Source organism: Xenorhabdus sp. SGI246 (assembly GCF_040838225.1).
GTDB lineage: Bacteria > Pseudomonadota > Gammaproteobacteria > Enterobacterales > Enterobacteriaceae > Xenorhabdus > Xenorhabdus indica.
Window position 1 is genome coordinate 12,466 of the sequence record NZ_JBFPEZ010000063.1, and the last position, 22,866, is coordinate 35,331.

General features: G+C 42.2%; 19 protein-coding genes and 1 pseudogene. 12 read left to right on the forward strand and 8 right to left on the reverse strand.

Annotated features, from left to right (window positions below; genetic code table 11):
• Nucleotides 1-176: 176 nt before the first annotated feature.
• Nucleotides 177-704 (forward strand): chorismate lyase, encoded by a 528-nt coding sequence (gene ubiC / locus ABLA85_RS14585; protein ID WP_367965155.1) that lies wholly within the window; start codon nucleotides 177-179, stop codon nucleotides 702-704.
• Nucleotides 705-717: 13 nt separating this feature from the next.
• Nucleotides 718-1,575 (forward strand): 4-hydroxybenzoate octaprenyltransferase, encoded by an 858-nt coding sequence (gene ubiA, locus ABLA85_RS14590; RefSeq protein WP_367965129.1) that lies wholly within the window; start codon nucleotides 718-720, stop codon nucleotides 1,573-1,575.
• Nucleotides 1,576-1,659: 84 nt separating this feature from the next.
• Here ubiA and plsB read toward each other — a convergent pair whose 3' ends face one another.
• On the reverse strand, nucleotides 1,660-4,128 hold the full coding sequence (gene plsB / locus ABLA85_RS14595) for a glycerol-3-phosphate 1-O-acyltransferase PlsB (RefSeq protein WP_367965130.1): 2,469 nt from the start codon (nucleotides 4,126-4,128) through the stop codon (nucleotides 1,660-1,662).
• A 137-nt stretch (nucleotides 4,129-4,265) separates the two neighbouring features.
• On the opposite strand from plsB, the gene ABLA85_RS14600 reads away from it, so the two are divergent.
• Both ABLA85_RS14600 and lexA read left to right on the forward strand, forming a co-directional pair.
• Nucleotides 4,266-4,637: a diacylglycerol kinase gene (locus ABLA85_RS14600; protein WP_367965131.1), complete on the forward strand. Its 372-nt coding sequence runs from the start codon at nucleotides 4,266-4,268 to the stop codon at nucleotides 4,635-4,637.
• A gap of 118 nt (nucleotides 4,638-4,755) precedes the next feature.
• Nucleotides 4,756-5,373, forward strand: a complete 618-nt coding sequence (lexA, locus tag ABLA85_RS14605) for a transcriptional repressor LexA (protein WP_367965132.1) — start codon at nucleotides 4,756-4,758, stop codon at nucleotides 5,371-5,373.
• Between the two features lie 137 nt (nucleotides 5,374-5,510).
• Here lexA and zur read toward each other — a convergent pair whose 3' ends face one another.
• Nucleotides 5,511-5,975, reverse strand: a complete 465-nt coding sequence (zur, locus tag ABLA85_RS14610; RefSeq protein ID WP_367965133.1) for a zinc uptake transcriptional repressor Zur — start codon at nucleotides 5,973-5,975, stop codon at nucleotides 5,511-5,513.
• Nucleotides 5,976-6,423: 448 nt separating this feature from the next.
• On the opposite strand from zur, the gene dusA reads away from it, so the two are divergent.
• Complete coding sequence (gene dusA / locus ABLA85_RS14615) at nucleotides 6,424-7,461, forward strand: tRNA dihydrouridine(20/20a) synthase DusA (protein WP_367965134.1); 1,038 nt, start codon at nucleotides 6,424-6,426, stop codon at nucleotides 7,459-7,461.
• Between the two features lie 30 nt (nucleotides 7,462-7,491).
• Here dusA and ABLA85_RS14620 read toward each other — a convergent pair whose 3' ends face one another.
• Nucleotides 7,492-8,475 carry a quinone oxidoreductase gene (locus ABLA85_RS14620; protein ID WP_367965135.1) on the reverse strand — a complete coding sequence of 328 codons (984 nt, stop codon included), beginning with the start codon at nucleotides 8,473-8,475 and terminating at the stop codon, nucleotides 7,492-7,494.
• A gap of 179 nt (nucleotides 8,476-8,654) precedes the next feature.
• On the opposite strand from ABLA85_RS14620, the gene dnaB reads away from it, so the two are divergent.
• The 4 genes and pseudogenes from dnaB to ABLA85_RS14640 form a co-directional block, all read left to right on the forward strand.
• Nucleotides 8,655-10,064: a replicative DNA helicase gene (gene dnaB / locus ABLA85_RS14625; RefSeq protein ID WP_367965136.1), complete on the forward strand. Its 1,410-nt coding sequence runs from the start codon at nucleotides 8,655-8,657 to the stop codon at nucleotides 10,062-10,064.
• Nucleotides 10,065-10,126: 62 nt separating this feature from the next.
• Nucleotides 10,127-11,206, forward strand: a complete 1,080-nt coding sequence (gene alr, locus ABLA85_RS14630) for an alanine racemase (RefSeq protein WP_367965137.1) — start codon at nucleotides 10,127-10,129, stop codon at nucleotides 11,204-11,206.
• A 69-nt stretch (nucleotides 11,207-11,275) separates the two neighbouring features.
• Nucleotides 11,276-12,472, forward strand: a complete 1,197-nt coding sequence (locus ABLA85_RS14635) for an amino acid aminotransferase (RefSeq protein ID WP_367965138.1) — start codon at nucleotides 11,276-11,278, stop codon at nucleotides 12,470-12,472.
• 94 nt (nucleotides 12,473-12,566) lie between these two features.
• A pseudogene (locus ABLA85_RS14640) lies at nucleotides 12,567-12,689 on the forward strand (poly(A) polymerase); the annotation flags it as partial.
• Between the two features lie 86 nt (nucleotides 12,690-12,775).
• Here ABLA85_RS14640 and ABLA85_RS14645 read toward each other — a convergent pair.
• The 3 genes from ABLA85_RS14645 to uvrA all read right to left on the reverse strand — a co-directional run bounded on the left by ABLA85_RS14645 (nucleotide 12,776) and on the right by uvrA (nucleotide 16,601).
• Complete coding sequence (locus tag ABLA85_RS14645) at nucleotides 12,776-13,339, reverse strand: disulfide bond formation protein B (protein ID WP_367965139.1); 564 nt, start codon at nucleotides 13,337-13,339, stop codon at nucleotides 12,776-12,778.
• A 12-nt stretch (nucleotides 13,340-13,351) separates the two neighbouring features.
• The gene (locus ABLA85_RS14650; protein ID WP_367965140.1) at nucleotides 13,352-13,510 is read right to left on the reverse strand and encodes a DUF5993 family protein; all 159 of its coding nucleotides are present in this window, start codon (nucleotides 13,508-13,510) and stop codon (nucleotides 13,352-13,354) included.
• 259 nt (nucleotides 13,511-13,769) lie between these two features.
• Nucleotides 13,770-16,601 (reverse strand): excinuclease ABC subunit UvrA, encoded by a 2,832-nt coding sequence (uvrA, locus tag ABLA85_RS14655; protein ID WP_367965141.1) that lies wholly within the window; start codon nucleotides 16,599-16,601, stop codon nucleotides 13,770-13,772.
• Nucleotides 16,602-16,924: 323 nt separating this feature from the next.
• Between uvrA and ABLA85_RS14660 the strand changes: the two genes are divergently transcribed.
• Nucleotides 16,925-17,443 carry a single-stranded DNA-binding protein gene (locus tag ABLA85_RS14660; protein ID WP_367965142.1) on the forward strand — a complete coding sequence of 173 codons (519 nt, stop codon included), beginning with the start codon at nucleotides 16,925-16,927 and terminating at the stop codon, nucleotides 17,441-17,443.
• Nucleotides 17,444-17,461: 18 nt separating this feature from the next.
• Here the strand turns inward: ABLA85_RS14660 and ABLA85_RS14665 are convergent, their stop codons facing one another.
• The gene (locus ABLA85_RS14665) at nucleotides 17,462-17,617 is read right to left on the reverse strand and encodes a hypothetical protein (protein WP_367965143.1); all 156 of its coding nucleotides are present in this window, start codon (nucleotides 17,615-17,617) and stop codon (nucleotides 17,462-17,464) included.
• Between the two features lie 361 nt (nucleotides 17,618-17,978).
• Here ABLA85_RS14665 and ABLA85_RS14670 point away from each other — a divergent pair, with 361 nt between their 5' ends.
• Nucleotides 17,979-18,848, forward strand: a complete 870-nt coding sequence (locus ABLA85_RS14670; RefSeq protein ID WP_367965144.1) for a hypothetical protein — start codon at nucleotides 17,979-17,981, stop codon at nucleotides 18,846-18,848.
• Nucleotides 18,849-19,216: 368 nt separating this feature from the next.
• Nucleotides 19,217-20,929 carry an ABC-F family ATP-binding cassette domain-containing protein gene (locus tag ABLA85_RS14675; RefSeq protein ID WP_367965145.1) on the forward strand — a complete coding sequence of 571 codons (1,713 nt, stop codon included), beginning with the start codon at nucleotides 19,217-19,219 and terminating at the stop codon, nucleotides 20,927-20,929.
• A 111-nt stretch (nucleotides 20,930-21,040) separates the two neighbouring features.
• Here ABLA85_RS14675 and ABLA85_RS14680 read toward each other — a convergent pair whose 3' ends face one another.
• Entirely contained in the window at nucleotides 21,041-22,786 is a 1,746-nt protein-coding gene (locus ABLA85_RS14680) for a beta-ketoacyl synthase (protein ID WP_367965146.1), read from the reverse strand.
• Nucleotides 22,787-22,866 lie beyond the last annotated feature (80 nt).

The following is a 22,866-nucleotide window of genomic DNA, read 5'->3' on the forward strand; positions in this document are numbered from 1 at the left end:
GATTTTCTATTTTATTTAATCTTATACCCCCCAATAACACCCTATATCGGGGGGATATTTTTTAATTTCCGTAAATTGTTATCAACTTTTTATTTTATTGGCCTGCAACATGCTATCCTCACATTCCATTCGTTGTGCTGTCGGAGAAATTGATGTCTCCGCAATTGGAAAATGACATGGCAGATGACACAATATTAACTTCTACACCTATTCACTGGTTTTCGGCTGGTGAAGTCAATACTCCGAAAAATATTTTAGACTGGCTGATGGAAGTCGGTTCAATGACACATCGTTTTGAACAATATTGCCATCATGTAACAGTTGCACCATTTCGGGAATGTTTCATTACAACAGCAGATATTGGTGATGAAAGTGAGCATTTACCTGTAAGTGAAAAGTATTGGTTACGTGAAATTGTCTTATACGGGGATAATATTCCGTGGTTATTGGGGCGTACAGTAATCCCTGAGGAAACATTAACAGGGCCAGACAAAAAGCTGGTGGATGTTGGAACCGTTCCACTTGGGCGCTATCTGTTTAGTGGCAATAATCTGACACGGGATTATATTCAAATAGGTCAACAAGGACAGCGTTGGGCACGGCGCTCTTTGCTGCGTTTATCAAAGAAGCCTCTACTGCTTACAGAAGTTTTTTTACCGGAATCACCTGTATATAAAATAAATAATATGAAAAGGGAGAAATAGATTGGAGGTTAGTATGACGCGAAATAAATGGCGCGCCTATTGCCGTTTAATGCGTATCGATAAACCCATTGGCGTATTATTGTTATTATGGCCAACCTATTGGGCATTATGGATAGCAGCAAAAGGTATGCCGAATTTACATATCTTGCTGGTTTTCACTCTGGGTATCTTTTTCATGCGGGCGGCAGGATGTTGTATCAATGATTTCGCTGATAGGAAATTTGACGGGCATGTTGAACGGACAAAATTTCGTCCGCTGCCCAGTGGCGATATTAGCGAAAAAGAATGCAAAATTTTGTTTGTCACACTTGTGTTGATCTCTTTTGCGCTTGTATTGACACTGAATAAAATGACGATTGTTTTATCTTTTGTCGCGTTGGGATTGGCATGGATCTATCCTTTCGTTAAACGGGTCAGCAACTTGCCACAAGTTGTATTAGGTGCAGCTTATGGCTGGTCAATTCCTATGGCTTTCGCGGCAGTAAGTGAGTCCTTACCATTACAGTGTTGGTTATTATTTCTGGCGAACGTAATCTGGTCTGTAATTTATGATACTCAGTATGCAATGGTGGATCGTGATGATGACCTGAAAATCGGTGTGAAATCAACAGCAGTACTGTTTGGGCGCTTTGATAAGTTAATCATTGGGACTTTGCAATTCGTTATGCTGATCATTCTCGTATCGGTTGGTTGCCTAGTGAATTTAGGGGGAATGTATTACTGGACAGTATTATTGGCAGGAGCGCTCTTCATTTATCAACAAAAACTGATTTCTGACCGTCAGCGGGAGTCTTGTTTTCAGGCATTCATGAACAATAATTACGTTGGTTTTATTTTGTTCCTCGGTATTCTTTTCAGTTATGTTTTTTAAGAGAACGGGCGCTAGCACCGCCCGTTAATCTTCTCTTTTTCAGGATGATCACTTAAGGACAATTCTATTCAGAATGTCAAAGCGTTATTCCTGATTTTCATCTGCTGGTTTTTGGTCATTGTATTCAGGAGGCATGCTGACACTCTCAATGGTCAGACGGATCTCTGGAGACATTAACTCACTCAATACCTGATAAAGAGCATGGGCACTTAGGGTAACCATATTACCGCTATTGTGGATATAACCTTCTTCACGCAGCGTATTCACTGAGCAAGCGAAAACTGCTTTATCAAAGAATTCCGGCGCATTGATTCCATGTAGTACTGATAAACGTTGCGCCAGCATCCGGCTCTCTTTCTCCAATGTACCTCGACTGATATCGGGAGTTGCATTCAATAGAGAAAGCGTGATGGCATAGCGTTGTAATGTTTCCCGGATACCTGCTGCCAGTAATTGTAATGGACGGATACGCGCAGGATTGAGTACCAGTATCTCCTGCTCTTTATTACAAATCAGACATTGACGCGCCAGTTCATCAATCAATGTATTAACCACATCAGGCAACTCTTTCTTGCTATAGCGCATGAAAAGTTCTTGCTTAAGCAGAGGATAAATCAGTTGTACCTGCCTAAGCAACTCACTGCGGCTGAGACGGCGGTGATGCATCACAATGCTGGAAATCAAAGATGGCAGGATCAACAGGTGTTGGATATTGTTGCGATAATAGGTCATCAATACCGCATTTTCGCGAGGCAGAATAATAATATCCCCAAGACTGTCTTTTTCGACCTCAAATTTATTCATCCGTAAAGCATGATCCAACAGTTCTTCCGCTGTTTTGTTCGGTACTGTGACATCATTTGCGTAAGAAGCATTGCGCAATAATTGCATGTAGCAGTCTAATTGTTCAATCAACTGTTCACGCGTCAGTGCTCGCTGACGTGATGACAATAAGGCCGTGCTACATAAATTAATTGCATTTGCGGCTGCGGCGTTATTGATGTTAACCATGATATTGCCAGCCAGCTTACTAACAGTTGGTGTTAACCATGCCGGGCGCTGCGCTTCTATTGGATCGATAGAATCACGCCATTCCGGAACATGCTGATTCAGATATTGTATTAATGGGATTGGTTCGCCAAAGTTCACATACCCTTGCCCCAGATTACGTAGTTTACGTAACCCACGAACCATCTGGAAAAATCCTTCTTTTTCTTTAGTTGCGCCCCGTAACTCTTTGGCATAAGTCGCGACCTCCATCACATGTTCATAACCGATATAGATTGGCACAACGGTGATAGGGCGTGATTCTCCGCGCAGCATTGCCTGTAATGTCATCGAAAGTGTACCGGTTTTCGGATCGAGCAGGCGGCCTGTCCGGGAACGTCCTCCTTCGACAAAATATTCAATAGAATAACCACGAGAAAACAGTTCTCCCAGATATTCGCGGAAAATTGTCGAATAGAGTTTGTTGCCTTTAAAAGTGCGGCGGATAAAGAACGCACCAAGGCGGCGGAATATTGGCCCTGCTGGCCAGAAATTCAGGTTAATACCGGCTGCAATATGTGGTGGAACCAGCCCCTGATGATAAAGCACGTAAGAAAGTAGCAGATAATCCATATGGCTGCGATGACATGGAACATAGACCAGCTCATGACCATCTTGGGCCAATTGGCGGGTCCGTTCGGCATTATGAACATTGATACCCTGATAGAGACGATTCCACGTCCAGCTCAAAACACGGTCTGTTATGCGTACCGTTTCATAGGAGAAATCCGCTGCAATCTCTTCCAGCATATTGATAGCGTTCTGTTTTGCTTTCTCTGGCGAGATTTTCTTGCTACGGGCTTCATCGGTAATGGCTTTTTCAATGGCTTTGGATGCCAGTAACTTTCTGAACAAATCCTGTCGGGCAGGTAAACGTGGCCCGACTGCTGCCAGACGTTGACGGGAATAGTGGATCCGTGCAACACGGGCAAGTTTATTGGCAATAATTGTATCCGTACCATGATCATCGGCTATACTGCGCAATGAAACAGGCGTGGAAAAACGTACAAAACTATCCCGACCGAGCCACAGGATTGCAAAAAACTTCTGGATCCCATTGAGAAGGCGCAACTGTGGTGCTGTATTTGTTTCTTGCCCTTCACGTCCGGGGGAACGTCCAAACATCACGGAAACGGGCACCATCTGAATATCCAGATTAGGGTTGTTGCGATGTAAGTCCAGATAAGAATGAAAAATTCTTACAGACTCATGCTTCGGCGCATAACAGCGGAACACTCGTGGGCCGTCATCAATAAAAACACAACTTGGGAGCTGTGCATCATCGATATCCAAAGGGGTTAAAGGATCTGGTAGATCTTGAGCCAGACATTGTTGACGCAAGGTCAATAAATCGGCTTTTGAATGATACGGGAGCACATACAAAATAGGCCGGGTCGTATCAAGACTCAACTCTTGAATGGGAGCCGTTGGAATAAGTTTACTTTTTACTAAAATTTTTATCGGAAAATTCAATAACTTATAATATATTTTACGCCAAGCTGACATAACTGCTTTAAGCCTCTTATTAGCAATGCGTCGCAAGCATACCAGAAACAGATTTTGAGATCTGTGGAAATAAGATAATAATAAAAACTAAAAGTTATATTATCTTAGAACTATTATGTTTATTGAAGAAAATTTTTATGGCGAATCAATCAACAGGCTTGAGTCGTATTATTAAAGCGGTGGGGTATTCAGCAAAAGGTATTAAAGCTGCGTGGCAGAATGAGGCTGCATTTCGACAAGAGGTCATTTTAGCTGTCTTAGCGATTATTGTGGTATTTTCCTTTGATTTTGACATGCTTGAGAGACTTTTTCTTATTAGCTCTGTCATATTGGTGGTTATTGTTGAAGTACTAAACAGTGCAATTGAGGCCGTGGTTGATCGAATCGGCAGTGAATATCACGAATTGTCAGGGCGAGCAAAAGATATGGGCTCTGCTGCAGTATTTTTAGCTGTTATTTTGGCACTATCCATCTGGGTAATAATCATTGGGTCGCATTTTATACGCTAAAGTGATTTATTTTTCGTCAAAATTCGTTATTTAGCGGCTTTTACATTCTGACAGGTTCCCAATTCAATTTTAGCTGTATATACTCACAGTCAGACTGTATAAACAAACAGGGGGCGAAATGAAAGCATTAACTGCCAGGCAACAACAGGTTTATGACTTGGTGCGTGACCATATTTCGCAAACGGGTATGCCACCGACACGTGCTGAGATTGCAGCACGCCTTGGTTTTCGTTCACCTAACGCAGCAGAAGAGCATTTAAAGGCACTGGCGCGTAAAGGGGTGATAGAAATTGTCGCTGGGGCTTCCAGAGGTATCCGTTTGCTGCTTGAAGAGGAAGATGAAGGTACGGGATTACCACTAATCGGTCGTGTTGCTGCTGGTGAACCACTATTGGCTCAGGAACACATTGAAAGCCATTACAAAGTGGATCCGGAATTATTTAAACCCAATGCTGATTTTCTATTGCGTGTTCGCGGTATGTCAATGAAAGATATCGGTATTATGGATGGTGATTTGCTTGCTGTGCATAAAACGCAGGATGTTCATAACGGGCAGGTTATTGTGGCTCGGATTGAAGATGAAGTCACAGTAAAACGTTTCAAACAAACAGGAAACAAAATTGAACTGATTGCTGAGAATCCTGAATTTGAGCCTATCGTTGTGGATTTACGCGAACAGAATTTTACCATTGAAGGATTGGCAGTTGGCGTTATTCGTAACGGGGATTGGTTCTGATTGTAAAAGCGGATAATTACTCTTTGCTATTTTGGGCGGTCATTTTTCATTATCCCAGCGAATTAAACTCTTATCTGGGAACTTGGAAATTAATAAACTTATCAGTGATGACCGCCTAATAAAACGGATTTTAAAGCCTATTCCGTACAGGAATTCATTTCATGGCAGGAAGAGCACAAGCCGTGAACTTCTATTACGCTATGCCGCAGATGAAATCCTGCATCTTGTGCTAAATTTTGTATAGTTGATTCAATATCTTTAGCATCTCGTTCGGTAACAGAACCGCAGTTATCGCAAAGAAACATAGCTGATGTATGGCAAGGTTCTTCAAAGTGATGACAAATCACATAGCTATTCGTAGATTCTATTTTGTGGACAAAGCCCTGTTCCAGTAAAAACTCCAACCCACGATAGACCGTTGGTGGTTTTGCCTGTGGTTCAGCTTCACGGAGCAGATCCAGCAAATCATAGGCACTTATTGCCCCCGGTTGTGCTGAAATTAAACGCAGAATTTCAAGGCGTTGAGGTGTCAAACGAACCCCTCGTGACAGGCAGATTGCTTCAGCCCGTGTCAGTAACTTTTTTTGGTTGATAGTTTTCATTACATCCTTCACACTCAGCATATGCCAATGGTTGTAATGTTATCATGTTTTTCAATTCATAGCTGAAATCTACTTAATGGCCATAGCCCTATCATTCTTTTTGATTATCAATTAATAAATTGGTTTTCTTGGCTTTTGGGGTAGAGGCTATGATTGTTTAATTGGGTTATTTACCAAATAGCTAAGCCTGCAATAACAACACCAATTTTCTGTAGAGCTATTGAAATAGACTTTAATTATGATTTTTTAGGTATGATAAATAAAAATATTTCAGAATCGTATTCTGATAAAAAATAAGTACTATTTGTTATTGTTTTAATTAACCTCAGCTCTTCTTAAGTGCCATCTGCGTGAGGATGCTTTTCTATGGTATAGTAGGCCATCTTTAAGACTCTCCTGTTCAGGTCCCCAAATTAATGGGGTGCTGATAATTCAAAAATAGCCTAAAATGCACGAAAACATACAGACACAAAAATGTAGTGAATTCACTGTAATATCAACGGATACAAGGAAATTCAAACCTTCCCGCTTCTCCGTTGCACCCATGTTGGACTGGACTGACCGCCATTGCCGTTATTTCCATCGTCTGCTAAGTAAAGAAGCGTTGCTTTACACAGAAATGGTCACCACAGGCGCAATTATCCATGGCAAAGGGGACTATCTGGCTTATAACGAGCAAGAGCATCCATTGGCATTACAATTGGGGGGCAGCGAACCCCAGGCATTGGCGCACAGTGCTAAGCTCGCGCAAGAGCGTGGCTACGATGAAATTAATTTGAATGTCGGTTGTCCGTCTGATCGTGTACAGAATGGCCGTTTTGGTGCCTGCCTGATGGGAGAGGCTACGTTGGTAGCCGATTGTGTCAAGGCGATGCAGGATGTGGTAGATATTCCTGTCACAGTTAAAACCCGTATCGGTATTGATGAGCAGGATAGCTACGAGTTTTTGTGTGGTTTCATTGATACTGTCGTGAAAAACAGTGAGTGCGCTCATTTTGTGATCCATGCTCGCAAAGCGTGGTTGTCTGGTTTGAGTCCAAAAGAAAACCGCGAAATTCCGCCTTTGGATTATCCACGGGTCTATCAATTGAAAAAAGATTTTTCACAACTAACAATTTCCATTAATGGTGGAATTAAGTCATTGGAAGAAGCGAAGCAGCATTTACGGTATGTTGATGGTGTGATGATTGGACGGGAAGCTTACCAAAATCCATCTATTTTGGCGAAGGTCGATCGTGAATTATTTGACCAAACCGTTCCCGTGACAGATACCGTTGAGGTGGTTAAGGCGCTTTATCCTTATATCGAACAAGAATTGTCAAAAGGCACTTATTTAGGGCATATTACCCGCCATATTTTGGGTATTTTTCAGGGGATTCCCGGTGCACGTCAATGGCGTCGTCATTTGAGTGAGAATGCACATAAACCCGGTGCTGACATTATGGTGGTTGAAAAAGCATTGGAAATGGTAACAGAGCGGATGTGATCCGCTCAGGCGCTTTGTTCAAAATGGGAATCATGGTATCAACAAACTGGAACCGTGGGTTGCACGGCTTTCCAGTGTCCGGTGTGCTCTTATCGCTTCGCTTAGTGGAAACTTCTGATTTTCTCGAACATCTACATTGATTTTACCGCTGGCAATAAAATCAAACAGGATTTTGCTGGCTTCAGCCAATTCTTTATGTGTAGTGATATAACCATTAAGAGAAGGCCGGGTAAGAAATAGTGAACCTTTCTGATTGAGAAGTCCGACATTTACTCCTGTTACTGGTCCTGAGGCATTACCGAAACTGACCATCAATCCTCTGGGGGCTAAGGAATCAAGTGAATCTAGCCACGTAGCCTGACCAACGGAGTCATAAACCACATCAACTTTTTTCCCGTCAGTAAGTTCCAAAACACGTTCTGCAATATTTTCACGGTTATAATTGATGGTCTGCCATGCCCCCGCAGCTTTGGCAAGGTTGGCTTTTTCGTCTGAACCGACTGTTCCAATCAATTTCGCACCTAATGCTTTTGCCCACTGGCAGGCAATCAAACCGACACCACCGGCTGCGGCATGGAATAGGAAAGTTTCACCTGCTTGAACCTTGTGTGTCTTATAGAACAGATAATAAACTGTTAGTCCTTTTAAAAGAGAAGCAGCCGCCTGTTCAAATGAAATTTCATCTGGCAGGATAGCTAATTTGCTGGCGGGAACATTATGTACATCACTGTATGCGCCCAAACCGGATTGAGCATATGCCACGCGATCTCCAACTTTGATGTATGACACATTTGAGCCAACTTTTGTGACAACTCCCGCAGCTTCCGTCCCTAATCCACTGGGAAGACCTGCTGGTGGGTAGAGGCCACTACGTACATAGGTATCAATATAATTAATTCCGATAGCTTTATTTTCAATCTGTATTTCATCAGGTGCAGGATCAGTAGGCGTAAATTCACAATATCGGAGCACTTCTGGGCCGCCAGTGGCGGAAAATTCGATGTGTTTTGCCATAGTAACTCTCTCATTCTTTAAGAAATATTGGGAACAACCTCGCACGTTTGTAATGGAATTGCTGTAAACGGCGATAATATCCCCGAAATCATTGCAGACTATATATAATTACTCAAGGTTGTTTTCATGGCGTATACTGGTGCGCTATTTCGTTCTTGTTTAGTGGATTGATGTGGTACATGGCTGGAAGAAAACCAACTAACAACAGTATGGCTGAACCAAAAGATCGCCAAGTGGAAGGGCTGAAACTTCCACCACACTCTTTGGAGGCAGAGCAATCCGTGTTGGGCGGTTTGATGCTGGATAATGAACGTTGGGATAACGTATCCGAACGTGTCACCAGTAATGATTTTTTCAGTCGCCCACATCGGCGTATTTTTGCTGAAATGCAGCGTTTGCTTGAAACGGGCAAACCTATCGACCTGATTACATTATCAGAATCCTTGGAGCAAAATGGGGAGCTGGATAATGTCGGTGGTTTTGCTTATCTGGCAGAATTGTCAAAAAATACCCCAAGTGCAGCGAACATTAACGCTTATGCGGATATTGTCCGTGAACGTGCAGTTGTTCGCGATATGATCGCCGTTGCTAATGAAATTGCAGATGCGGGGTATGATCCACAAGGGCGTACCAGTGAAGAATTATTAGATCTGGCGGAATCAAAGGTATTCCAGATCGCAGAAAATAGGGCGAATAAAGACGAAGGCCCGAAAGGAATTGAGCAGATCCTGGAAGAAACGGTTGAACGAATTGAACAATTGTATCAACGTCCGCATGACGGTGTGACAGGAGTTTCTACTGGTTATCAAGATTTGGATAAGAAAACTGCTGGCTTGCAAAAATCTGACTTAATCATTGTCGCTGCACGTCCTTCAATGGGTAAAACCACTTTTGCGATGAACTTATGTGAAAACGCGGCGATGATGCAGGATAAACCTGTTTTGATTTTTAGTCTGGAGATGCCCGGCAATCAGATCATGATGCGTATGTTGGCGTCTCTTTCCCGTGTAGATCAAACACGTATTCGTACTGGTCAGCTTGATGACGAGGACTGGGCGCGTATTTCCAGCACTATGGGGATTTTGCTGGAAAAACGCAATATGTATATTGATGATTCATCTGGTTTGACTCCTACTGAAGTGCGCTCACGGGCAAGGCGTGTTTTCCGTGAAAATGGTGGGCTTAGCCTGATTATGATCGACTATCTGCAATTAATGCGGGTGCCTTCCCTATCTGACAATCGTACCTTGGAAATTGCTGAAATATCCCGATCACTCAAAGCATTGGCAAAAGAACTCCAAGTACCTGTTGTTGCATTATCTCAGCTTAACCGTAGTCTGGAGCAGCGGGCTGATAAAAAGCCCGTTAACTCAGATCTGCGTGAATCAGGCTCTATTGAACAGGATGCTGACTTAATCATGTTTATTTATCGTGATGAGGTATATCACGATAATAGTGAAATGAAAGGTGTGGCAGAAATTATCATTGGTAAACAGCGTAATGGTCCTATCGGTACAGTGAGGCTAACGTTTAATGGTCAATGGTCACGGTTTGATAATTATGCGGGGCCAAGCTACAGCGATGAATAAGTAGTAATGAATAATATATTATTGAAAACCTACTGACCGGAAAAGAATAAAAAGGGGACAAAATGAAAGCGGCAACTGCTGTTATCGACCGCCGCGCTCTGCGACATAACCTGCAACAGGTCAGGGCGAAAGCCCCGAACAGTAAATTGATTGCAGTTGTGAAAGCAAACGCCTATGGACATGGTTTATTGGAAACTGCGTATACAATGGAAGACGCTGATTGTTTTGGCGTTGCACGAATAGGGGAAGCATTGGCTCTGCGTAGTAATGGGGTTATCAAACCCATCCTGCTTCTGGAGGGTTTTTTAGGGGCGTCAGACCTCCCCATTTTAGTTGTCAATCATATTGAAACCGTGGTGCACAACATCGAGCAACTTGAAGCTCTGGAACAGGCTGATTTATCTCATCCAATTAAGGTGTGGATGAAGTTGGATACAGGGATGCATCGTCTTGGTGTTCGTTTGGATGAAGCAGAATATTTTTATCAACGCTTGAGTCGCTGCCATAACGTCGAACAGCCCGTTAACATGATCACCCACTTTAGTCGTGCCGATGAACCACTAGTGGATACAACTCCCCTGCAAATTGAACATTTTATGTCATTTATTGCGGGCAAAGCTGGTGAAAAATCGATTTCAGCATCTGGGGGAATTTTATTGTGGCCACAGGCACATCTGGATTGGGTTCGCCCTGGTATCATAATGTATGGTGTATCGCCGATGGCAGATAAAACTGCGGCTGATTTCAACTTAATGCCAGCGATGACATTGAAATCTAGCTTAATTGCTGTACGCAAACACAATTCGGGTGAAGCGGTAGGTTACGGCGGTACTTGGGTTAGTGAACGCGATACATATTTAGGTGTTGTCGCAATCGGATATGGTGATGGCTATCCCCGCAGTGCCCCATCAGGCACACCTATCTTTATTAATGGACGTGAAGTTCCTCTTGTTGGTCGGGTTTCCATGGATATGATTACGGTGGATTTGGGGCCTGATTGTCAGGACAAAGTGGGTGATGAAGTTATCCTCTGGGGTACAGTCCTGCCTGCTGAAAGAATTGCAGAATATACAGGGAGTAGTGCTTATGAACTGATCACGAAACTAACCTCACGTGTTGCAATGGAATATCTGGACGAATAATCAGGTTAAGTTATATTGCCTGTTATATGTGTTTTTATGCTAACTAAGTAGCAGGGGGAGTATAACATCGTGTTCCAGAATGTTGATGCTTACGCAGGTGATCCTATACTTTCGTTGTTGGAAATATTTAAAAAAGACACCCGCGTAGAAAAAATTAATCTGAGCGTTGGGTTGTATTACGACGAACAGGGTATAACACCTCAATTGCAGGCTGTTGCAACCGCAGAAGAACAAATGAAAGCTCTGCCACAGTCTGCGTCTCTTTATCTCCCCATGGAAGGTTTACTTGGTTACCGACTGGCAATTCAAGAATTACTGTTCGGTAAAGATCATCCGTTGTTGCAGCAAAATCGTATTGCAACGATTCAAGCCGTTGGAGGCTCAGGCGCACTAAAAGTTGGTGCTGACTTTTTGCATCGTTATTTCCCTGATTCTGAAGTGTGGTGTAGTGATCCGACATGGGAAAACCACGTTTCAATTTTCTCTGGAGCAGGGCTCAAAGTAAATTATTACCCTTACTTTGATGATAAAACCAAAGGAGTAAGATTTGATGAAATGCTGGCAACTTTCCGGCAATTGCCAGCAAAAAGCATTATTCTGATGCACCCTTGTTGTCATAATCCAACCGGCTCTGATCTTACTAGTGAGCAATGGGATCAGGTAGTTCAGGTCGCCAAAGAGCAGGCGTTGATCCCATTCCTTGATATCGCTTATCAGGGACTTGCTGATGGAATGGAAGAAGATGCTTACGCGATTCGGGCAATGGCAAATGCAGAATTACCTTGTTTGATCAGCAATTCGTTTTCAAAAATTTTCTCCCTGTATGGTGAGCGTGTTGGTGGATTGTCCGTTATTTGCGATGGTGCCAAAACAAGTGAATGTGTTCTGGGGCAATTGAAAGCCAGTGTACGTCGGATTTATTCCAGCCCACCGAATTTTGGTGCTCAGGTTGTAACAAGAGTCTTAGCTGAGCCGTTACTAAAAGCGCAATGGTTGAAAGAAGTTGAGCAAATGCGATTACGCATTCTGGAAATGCGTACGGTATTGGTTAGCGCATTGAAAAATGTGTTGCCAGAGAAAAACTTTGATCACTTGCTGAAACAACGCGGTATGTTTAGCTATACTGGCTTTAACCCTGAACAGGTTAATCGCTTGCGTAGAGAATTTGGAGTCTATTTGATTGGTTCTGGCCGTGTTTGTATGGCCGGAGTGAACCATCATAACGTACAGCGTATTGCAGAAGCATTTGCGGCAGTGAGTCAGTGATTTTTATTCCCTGAATATTTGGGGAATGGATGAAGATAATCACTACAGCCCTTTGTTCTGGTATTAGGCAAAGGGTTTATTTTATCCCAAAAATCGCGAATATGTTGTACCGGATAAAGTGATGGAGCGAATGCTATCTAAGCTAGAAGTTCCGACGCCTGAAGAAGCACATGAAGTATATTATTTTATAAATAATTCAATGAATTATGAATATTAAATTTCCTTCCGAATAATCTTGTTGGGGAAAGAGAAGGCTGTAGAGTGTATCAGCCTTCTTTCTTCTACCAAGATAACTAAATGTTATTACTGCAATAGCTGATAAAACGTTGGGTTATCGTCACACTGTCCACTGCCACATTCCAGCACGGTAGAGACCAGATTAGCGGTGATCAAGATCGCGAACAATCCCATGACAAGTTTGCCGAGTATGTGTGGTGAATATTTTGCCGGATCATGATTACCTGCTTTTAGGGGCATGATGGCAGCAATAGCAATAATGGTAAGAATAGATAAGATTGCAGCCCACGTATAGAAGTGCAAGCCGAAGAAAGTGGAACCATATCCTGCATCTCCCGGCAGGATATGTAAAGAAACCTGACGCATAGCAACAAAGCCAGTGACGATACAGCCCAGTAAGGAAAAGCTGTAATGAACATTTTTAACACCAAAATAGATATTAAACAGAAAACCAAAGCCGATCATAATGATGCCTGCACGTTGCAACAGACATAGCGGGCAGGGAAGTTCAAAACGTGCCAGTTGATAATAAAATGCCACGATTAGAATGACACAAATGCCAAATAAACCGAGTATATTCAATGTAATGGCAGGATTAAGGTTACGAGATGCTGACATAGTATTATTCATTACGGCCTCCGGTTAGAAAGAAAGATTCAGTGCATCAGTGGCATGATATTTAAACCAAAATACCGTGATGATTAATAAGATAAACCAAAGAGTATAGGTCAGCTTTTTCTTGCCAGTAATAACAGTGGCAACCATAACTAACGCAATTAAAAATGGTAAAAACATATACATATTTGATCTCCATTATAAATTAACAAAATATATAATATCATTATGAAATTAACTTGCCTATAATATGAACACAGCATCTTTAAAGGCTCAGCAATAATATTAGAACAACAATATCAGACCGATCTAAATAGGATTATTTCGTTGATTATTACAGCCGGAAAGGTGTTTGTTGCATTAAAAAATATTAGAATAATTTAATAAATAAACAAAGCCTCTCTAATAAGAGAGGCTTTTGCTGATTATAATAGATGAAATAGCATTAATTTTTATTGAGTATCTGCTTAAGGAAACGTGCCGTATGGGATTTTTCACATTTCGCTACATCTTCTGGCGTTCCTGCCACTAATATCTCTCCGCCACCACTACCACCTTCTGGGCCAAGATCAACAATCCAGTCCGCAGTTTTGATAACATCCAGATTGTGTTCAATCACTACAATGGTATTTCCCTGATCCCGCAATTGATGTAGAACTGACAACAGTTGTTGGATATCAGCAAAATGTAATCCAGTTGTTGGTTCATCAAGAATATAAAGTGTTTGACCTGTACCACGTTTCGATAACTCGCGTGCCAGTTTAACCCGTTGTGCTTCTCCACCGGAGAGTGTAGTAGCAGACTGCCCAAGACGAATGTAAGAAAGGCCAACATCCATTAACGTTTGCAATTTACGGGCAAGGGCAGGTACTGCGTCAAAAAAGCTACGGGCTTCTTCAATGGTCATATTCAGCACCTCATTGATATTCTTGCCTTTATATTTGATCTCCAACGTTTCGCGGTTATAGCGCTTTCCTTTACACTGATCACAGGGAACATAAATATCAGGCAGGAAGTGCATTTCCACCTTAATTACCCCGTCCCCCTGACAGGCTTCACAGCGTCCGCCCTTAACATTGAAACTAAAACGACCCGGTGTATAACCACGCGTACGGGATTCAGGTACGCCAGCAAACAGTTCTCTTACTGGTGTAAAGACGCCGGTATAAGTGGCGGGATTCGAGCGAGGAGTTCTGCCGATCGGGCTTTGGTCAATATCAATGACCTTATCAAAATGTTCCAGACCTTGAATATCTACATAAGAGGCAGGATTAATATTGGTTGCGCCATTTAACTGGCGTTGTGCGATTGGGAATAACGTATCGTTGATTAATGTCGATTTACCGGAGCCTGAAACCCCCGTGATACATGTGAACAAGCCGACAGGTAGTTTTAATGTCACTTTTTTCAGGTTATTGCCCTTCGCACCAATTAACTTCAACATTTTGCTAGGATCAACAGCGATTCGTTGTTCCGGGATAGCGATCTCACGTTCACCACTTAGAAACTTCCCTGTGAGAGATGTTTGGCTTGCCATGATGTCATTAATAGTTCCTTCGGCAACAACTTTACCGCCATGAACACCCGCTCCGGGCCCAATATCAATAATATGATCAGCGGCACGAATAGCATCTTCATCATGTTCAACAACAATAACGGTATTACCTAAGTTACGCAGATGCAGTAAGGTTTCCAGCAAACGCTCATTATCACGCTGATGGAGGCCAATGGAAGGCTCATCCAGAACATACATCACGCCAACTAAACCTGCACCAATTTGGCTTGCTAACCGGATACGTTGGGCTTCACCACCGGAAAGGGTTTCTGCTGAACGGGAAAGTGTCAGGTAATTTAAACCAACATTGACCAGAAAATTCAGACGATCACGGATCTCTTTCAGAACTTTTTCAGCAATTTTAGCTCTTTGCCCGCTCAATTTGATGTTTTGGAAAAATTCCATCGCATGACCGATGCTGAAATCAGAAATCTGTGGCAATGTGGTATTTTCGATAAAAACAAAACGCGCTTCTTTGCGCAGGCGGGTTCCTTCACACGAAATACAGGAACGATTACTAATATATTTGGCTAATTCTTCCCGTACAGCGGAAGATTCTGTCTCTTTATAGCGGCGTTCCATATTATGCAGAACACCTTCGAATGGGTGTTTACGGACAGTTGTATCCCCACGATCATTGGTATATTTGAATTCGATAGATTCCTTACCTGAGCCATACAAAATTACTTTTTTAATGGCAGGACTTAATTCATCAAATGGGGTTTCTATATCGAACTTATAATGGTCTGCCAGAGATTTTAGCATCTGGAAGTAATAGAAATTACGGCGATCCCATCCACGAATAGCGCCACCTGCGAGTGAAATATTGCTATTTTGCACTACCCGATCAGGATCGAAAAACTGCTGGACACCCAAACCATCACAAGTAGAACAGGCACCTGCCGGGTTGTTGAAGGAAAATAAGCGTGGTTCCAACTCGCTCATACTGTAACCACACATTGGGCAGGCGAAATTGGCCGAGAAAATCAACTCTTCAGCCTGATCATCATCCATATTGGCAATGACAGCCGTACCACCTGAAAGCTCTAAAGCGGTTTCGAAAGATTCGGCCAGACGCTGAGCCAGATCTGGGCGTACTTTGAAACGGTCAATGACAACTTCAATCGTATGTTTTTTCTGCAATTCTAAATTAGGTGGATCGGAGAGGTCACACACTTCACCGTCAATACGGGCGCGGATATAACCTTGTGTCGCCAGATTCTCCAACAGTTTGGAATGCTCTCCTTTACGCTCTTTGACTACCGGGGCCAATAACATCAGACGTTGTCCTTCCGGTAACGTAAGAACATTATCTACCATCTGACTAATGGTTTGTGCAGCCAGTGGAATATTATGTTCGGGACAGAGAGGCTCGCCGACACGGGCAAACAGCAGACGGAGATAATCGTGAATTTCTGTGATTGTTCCGACGGTTGAACGCGGGTTATGAGAAGTTGATTTCTGTTCAATGGAAATGGCGGGAGACAGGCCTTCAATGTGGTCGACATCCGGTTTTTCCATCAGTGATAAAAACTGGCGGGCATATGCAGAGAGTGATTCTACATAGCGACGCTGGCCTTCTGCATACAGTGTATCGAAAGCCAGAGAAGACTTACCGGAGCCAGACAAGCCCGTAATGACTATCAGTTTGTCACGGGGAATTATCAGGTTGATATTTTTAAGATTATGGGTGCGGGCGCCCCGAACTTCGATGTTATCCATTTACCATTACCCAGATTATTTATCGTGTTCAACTAAAAAGCGCATTATTATTGCACAAATTTTGCTGAATGAATATACAGTATTAACAGAGATTCATGCTGTAATAATTACTGTGTATATCAAGCGCTTTCAGTTGTTGTACAGCCTGTTAAGGGTAGCTAAAGAGTACAACATGAAAGATACAAGGATATAAAGTACGATGCGCTTCGCAAAGTATAATATGACGGCTTTTAGTTTAAACTTAGTCCTCGCATGGTAAACTACTTTGCTTATAATTATAGAAGTTCGTTTTTAGCAAAAATCATTTCATCAGGAGTATTCCAATGGCCAGCAGAGGCGTAAACAAAGTTATTTTAGTGGGTAATTTGGGGCAGGATCCGGAAATTCGCTATATGCCGAATGGCGGTGCAGTTGCCAATATTACTCTGGCAACGTCCGATAGCTGGCGTGATAAGCAAACCGGTGAGATGAGAGAGAAAACTGAGTGGCACCGTGTGGTGATTTTCGGCAAATTGGCAGAAGTCGCAGGTGAATATCTGCGTAAAGGCTCTCAAGTTTATCTCGAAGGCGCTTTGCAGACCCGCAAATGGCAAGATCAGAGTGGGCAAGATCGTTACACCACTGAAGTTGTAGTCAATCCTATCGGTGGAGTAATGCAGATGTTGGGCAGCCGTGGTGCAGCACAGGATGCACCAGCACAAGGCGGCTGGGGACAACCACAACAGCCACAAGCTTCCCAGCAATTTAGTGGTGGCGGTATGCCATCATCTCGTCCGGTACAATCTCCTGCTCAGCAGAACAATGAGCCACCAGTGGATTTTGATGATGATATTCCGTTCTGATTTTGAACGGAAATATATTTAAGAAACAATACCAAGGCCCCGTTCGTGCGGGGTTTTTTTATCCCCGTTTTTTGAGACATCAAGAACGAAAACATCGATTGAACCTTTCAGCTCTAATAGCATTGAGGTCTCAATATTCTCTTTAAGTTCTTGTGCATTTTTTATGGCCGACAAGAATTATGACCTTAGCGTTCTTCCAAAATAATCTTTTGTACAAATAATGACCATTGCTTGTCGGATAATGATATAGCTTCTTTTGATTATTATTAGCTATTCTCCTTTATGGCAGTATGCGACTTCAGAATAGCCAATACTTTTAAGAAAAGAAAAAAACTAAAGAAAATATTTTATAAATATGTCTGGATATGTAACCAGCAACTGACTCAATCCGTATTGAGAGTAAAGCTCTTTTTCCGATGATAAAAAAGAGCCAGAAGCTAAATACAGAGTATTTGGTGGATTTGCTTCAGCGGCAGCCATTTATTTAGACAGTTTCATACTTTTACTCGGTGGACATTTTTTAATTGGTATCGCTATGATCGGTATTAATTTTCTACGATATGCTGCTGCTGAGAGTGTCCCAAAGCAGCGGGCAGCAACAGCAAGTTCTTTATTGCTGGCTTCTGGAATTGGAGTCATTATTGGCAGCGAGCTATATGGAAAAGGAGATAGCCTGGGGTTCGATCTTCCATTTATCGGAGTATACACGTTAGTGTCCGTTATTGGAGGATGTGCTGTGCTTGCTTTTGTCCCACTGAATCGTGAAATGGGATATTCGGTTAATCAAGCAAAGGCTGATGTTGGTAAGGCAACTGGATTCTCATCTATTGTCACAAGCCACTATTTGTTTTTTGGAATTGTATCAATGGTGTTAGGCCATGCAATTATGATGATAGTTATGTCAGCCGCCTCAATTGCTTCTGTTGGTTATGGTTTGGGGGATTCAGAAACGGGCATATTAATTGGCGCTCATCTTGTAGCCATGTTCGCTCCCGGTATTATCACGGGTATGCTGATATCAAGAATGGGGGCAAATCGTATTATTCTGTTGGGCGCTCTCTTTAACCTTATCGGTTTTCTGATAGGGCTTATTAATGAAACAGAAATTGTTATTCTTGGAGTCCCATTGATTTTTGCCGGATTAGGATGGAACCTGATGTTCTTAGGGGGAACACATATTATCAATAGTATGTCTGATGGTATCAGTAAAGTCCGTGTTCAGGGTGTGAGTGAAACTCTTCTGGCTACTGTGTCAACAATATTCGCACTTGCATCTGGGGGAATTTACGAGGTACTGGGTTGGAAAGGGTTGATTTGGATTGTAACAATAATGACGTTACTAACTATAACGTTATTTTTTATTCGTGCGCTTTTGATATCGAATGATTTTGATAAATCAGAATGAATTTCCGGCGAAAAATAGATGAGAACCAGAACGCATTTTTTAAATAATTTATCTGATTTATTTGCTTTTCCTGGCAGACTTTTTATATTCTTAGCCTACCGAATAACCAGAAAGTACCGTTACTTTCCCAGATAAAAAAAGGAGGACCTCTATGTCTATGCAGCGTTTATACGCTCGCTTCTTTGGTATTAGAAGCTCGCTCAAGGGTTTGTGGCATACGCTGCAATAATTTTAGCTTGAGCGAAAAAATATTTAGTTGCTAACATAAAATAGTAACTTTACAAATCAGAGTTCTCTTCACTCAAGCTCGAAGAATTATTGTCAGCATCTGACAACGGTGTTTTGCACCCAAAATTCTTGAGTTATCTATGAGCACTTATTTATCTGCACAATCACTTTCTATTGCTTTCTCTTCGGCTCCTTTGTTTGAGGATATAACGTTTACTCTAAACAAAGGCGACAAAATTGGGCTTATCGGTCATAACGGCTGTGGTAAAAGCACTCTGATGAAATTACTGAGCGGTAATTTGGAAGATTACAGCGGGAAGATCACAATTGCGAATCAGTGTGTTTTGGCGTATGTCGAACAGCATTTACCTTTATCTCTGCATGATGCCACGTTAAGAAAGGCTATTAGTGAGAAAGTTAAAGTTGACGAAATTTGGCGAGCCGAGCTTCTGTTGTCTGAATTGGGATTTCCCGAAAAGGATTGGCAAACGCCTGTCGGAAATCTTAGTGGTGGGCAACATATGCGCCTGTTACTTGGTCGTGCAGTGATCCAGCAACCTGATTTACTGTTATTGGATGAACCGAGTAACCATCTGGATCTGACTTCTCTGCTATGGCTGGAATCTTTTTTGTTTCAGTGGAAAGGATCGTTTGTATTGGTATCGCATGATCAGACTTTACTAGATAGAGTGACTAATACTACCTGGATTATGCGGGACAAAACCTTATATCACTTCAGTATGGCTTGTTCTCAGGCAAGGGAAGCTTTGCTCGAACGTGATCAGACGGATATGCAACGTCATGCTAGTGAGCAAAAAGAGATAGACAGGCTAGAGCAGAGTGCTGAACGGTTAGCCACATGGGGTAAGGTTTATGACAATCCCGATCTTTCTCGTAAAGCGAAGACGATGCTGGCACGTAAACAGCGCCTGGCTGAGCAGCAAACTAAACTCACTCAAGGCACTCCATGGAAGCTGACTCTTCAGGGGGATGCATTACCCGCTAACCGATTGCTGGACATTGAACATATGACTGTTATGCCTTTGGGGAGTAATGTGGTTCTGTTCAATGTCCTGTCGAAGCAGATCAAGAGTGGCGATAGAATCGCTATTCTGGGTAACAACGGTTGCGGTAAGTCTACTTTGTTGAAAGTGTTGTATAAAGAATATCTGGAGAAGACATTACAGAATGTGGATTATCATCCTCAATGTCAGCTCGGTTACTACGATCAATCTCTGGAGCAAATTCAGGATGACGAATCACTGAGTGATGCATTAATTCGTTTTGCACCAACCAGTGATGATCAGCGTAAACGGGCGCTTATCAGCGCAGGTTTTGAATATCAAAGGCATCAGCAGAAAGTAGCGTCATTGAGTGGCGGTGAGCGGGCGCGTTTATTGTTCATAGGGCTAACATTAGCGCGTTACCATTTGCTGTTTCTTGATGAACCCACTAACCACCTTGATTTGGAGGGGAAAGAAGAGCTCTTTGATACCCTGAAGGAATATAAAGGTGGAGCCTTGATTGTCAGCCACGATCGAAGTCTTATTGAACAAAGTTGTAACCGCTTTTGGCTGATCAACAAAGGTAAGCTAACTGAATATCATAATGTTGAAGAAATCTATTCTTTGCTCGAACAGGGTGATAATTTAGAAAAACCAAATTGGCAACATTCTACTGATTGCAATAAACAAGAATCGGCAATGGTGTGGGATGAAGAGGTTTTACTACAACGTCTGGTAGAGTTGGAGAAACTGTTGCAGGAAGATTTGCGCAGAAGACCAAAACATCAAAAGCCCGCCTTGCAGGAGAAATGGCGACAGGAGATTGAAACGATAAGCAGACAGCTTTAGTGCGTAATCTGTAAATCGTGTTAATTGTATCTGACCGTCATTAGTTTTTTAATGACGGTCAGATTATCCCAAATAATTTTCGGATTATCGGGAAGTTATTATATTGTAAATTCACAGAAATTCGCTGAATTCATCTGCATTCGGCAGTTTTATAGTATGTTTGAATCCCGCTAATTTCACTTCCTGACGTGAAAGTTCGATATCCGAAGGTTGTATCACAGAGCTTCCGAAATCATAAATAATAGATTCCTCGCCACGGCAAATGGCTTGATCTTGCTCTTCACTTTTTTCTTTAACTATCTGATTACATTTATGATAGTTGTTGATGGTGGTGTTACCATATTTTTTTGTCAGCATTCGCATTGTTTGCTGTGGAGATAAAATAACAGCGCTCGCATTATTGCCACCAAATCCTTTTGAATTGATGATTGTGGCATGCATATCTTTACCTTGTTCACCAGCAAACTTATCCTGCATTAAGATGTTCAGGTTGGAAGAATGTACATCTTCAGCAATGTGATCAATTGTCTTAATGCCAGGTATCCATCCATATTGCCAAACGCCTAGCGTGTTGGCCAATTGATCACCGGCAGAGGTAGAAAAAGAGTGCCCGACATATGCCTTAATGGCGGTAACATCCCAGTGGCTGAGGCCAAAGACTTTTGCGGTTTCATTAATAATGTGGCTTTCTGTAACCCTATTTTGAGGTGTCCCTGTACCGTGTGCCTGAACGTAAGAATGCTGTAATTTCCCATCCAGAAGGTTGTATGTAAGGGAAGCGGCTTTCATCATCGTGATATAGTTACCGATTCCGGGAGAAGAGATGGATTTTTTGTTCGCATCGGCATTCACGAAAACATCAGGCACCGATCCAAGAATATTAGCACCACATTGCAGTGCGAGATCGTCACTCATAAGCAACACAAACTGTGATGATTCGGAAAGAGTGAGCCCGACATTAGTTGAAAATGGACGGCAGGCACGGCGATGGTCGACAGTGTTAGTTCCGTCCAATTTACATAATAGATGGTCTTCTGCAAGAGCCCCCATAGCACGGAATCCTTCGATGATTTCAGGAGTAATAGGTGCTTCGGCACAGCCGACTAAACAGACTTTTGCCTTACCTTGCCTTATGTCATTAACACCTTGTTTAAGATTGTACAGAAAGCTGGCACAGGCACCGATATTGGCAGATGTGCTTCCTATGTTATTAATAATATAACTATTAATAAAATCTGCGGGCATATCTGGTAAGGAGAGTGGCAACATTTTGGAGCTAATGCGTAAGCCATTCAGTGGATTACCGATCAATCCTGATAGTGAAAACTGATCTATCTGGCCTAATGCACTGCTGGCATAAACAGCAATTTGATCAGGCTCTACTAATGCAGATATATCTGACCATGAAATTCCGATTGAGTTGAGTAAATCTGAGGCACCATATACGGTGAGACGTAAACCGCGAGGATGGTGATGGGCATTATATAAATTGCCTATTTCAAACCCTTCCGGTAATTGTCCTGCGCTGGACATAGAAAGTGGAATATAAGTCGGTTGTAATAGTTGAACTGTGTCTTTATTAGAATTAGTTATTATTTTATTAACTGGCACTTGCTGTGTATCGAAAAGAGTTATTTTTCTAATCAGTGTACCATTTTTTGCTTGTTCAATTTGGGTATCAGTGACAGATTCTATTCCATTAATAATACCCATTCGATGACATAAATCGCTCCATGTATCTTTCATTATTTTGCCATTAAGACTATTTGATACGATGCGTTTATATCCGTGGGATCCAGAACTTCTTCCTGCCGTATTGATACCACCTAAACCAACAATTACGGGTAATTTACTCATTATGAACTCCAAAAAGGCTTTTTCTAAAGTTTAGCAATTGGCGTAAATTAATACTCTGATATATTGGTCATTAAAACTGA

Bases quoted from the DNA above. Each gene is read 5' to 3' on its own strand.
- ubiC (WP_367965155.1), top strand. From the start codon at position 177: ATGGCAGATGACACAATATTAACTTCTACACCTATTCACTGGTTTTCG.
- ubiA (WP_367965129.1), top strand. From the start codon at position 718: ATGACGCGAAATAAATGGCGCGCCTATTGCCGTTTAATGCGTATCGAT.
- plsB (WP_367965130.1), bottom strand. From the start codon at position 4,128: ATGTCAGCTTGGCGTAAAATATATTATAAGTTATTGAATTTTCCGATA.
- ABLA85_RS14600 (WP_367965131.1), top strand. From the start codon at position 4,266: ATGGCGAATCAATCAACAGGCTTGAGTCGTATTATTAAAGCGGTGGGG.
- lexA (WP_367965132.1), top strand. From the start codon at position 4,756: ATGAAAGCATTAACTGCCAGGCAACAACAGGTTTATGACTTGGTGCGT.
- zur (WP_367965133.1), bottom strand. From the start codon at position 5,975: ATGAAAACTATCAACCAAAAAAAGTTACTGACACGGGCTGAAGCAATC.
- dusA (WP_367965134.1), top strand. From the start codon at position 6,424: ATGCACGAAAACATACAGACACAAAAATGTAGTGAATTCACTGTAATA.
- ABLA85_RS14620 (WP_367965135.1), bottom strand. From the start codon at position 8,475: ATGGCAAAACACATCGAATTTTCCGCCACTGGCGGCCCAGAAGTGCTC.
- dnaB (WP_367965136.1), top strand. From the start codon at position 8,655: ATGGCTGGAAGAAAACCAACTAACAACAGTATGGCTGAACCAAAAGAT.
- alr (WP_367965137.1), top strand. From the start codon at position 10,127: ATGAAAGCGGCAACTGCTGTTATCGACCGCCGCGCTCTGCGACATAAC.
- ABLA85_RS14645 (WP_367965139.1), bottom strand. From the start codon at position 13,339: ATGAATAATACTATGTCAGCATCTCGTAACCTTAATCCTGCCATTACA.
- ABLA85_RS14650 (WP_367965140.1), bottom strand. From the start codon at position 13,510: ATGTATATGTTTTTACCATTTTTAATTGCGTTAGTTATGGTTGCCACT.
- uvrA (WP_367965141.1), bottom strand. From the start codon at position 16,601: ATGGATAACATCGAAGTTCGGGGCGCCCGCACCCATAATCTTAAAAAT.
- ABLA85_RS14660 (WP_367965142.1), top strand. From the start codon at position 16,925: ATGGCCAGCAGAGGCGTAAACAAAGTTATTTTAGTGGGTAATTTGGGG.
- ABLA85_RS14670 (WP_367965144.1), top strand. From the start codon at position 17,979: ATGATCGGTATTAATTTTCTACGATATGCTGCTGCTGAGAGTGTCCCA.
- ABLA85_RS14675 (WP_367965145.1), top strand. From the start codon at position 19,217: ATGAGCACTTATTTATCTGCACAATCACTTTCTATTGCTTTCTCTTCG.
- ABLA85_RS14680 (WP_367965146.1), bottom strand. From the start codon at position 22,786: ATGAGTAAATTACCCGTAATTGTTGGTTTAGGTGGTATCAATACGGCA.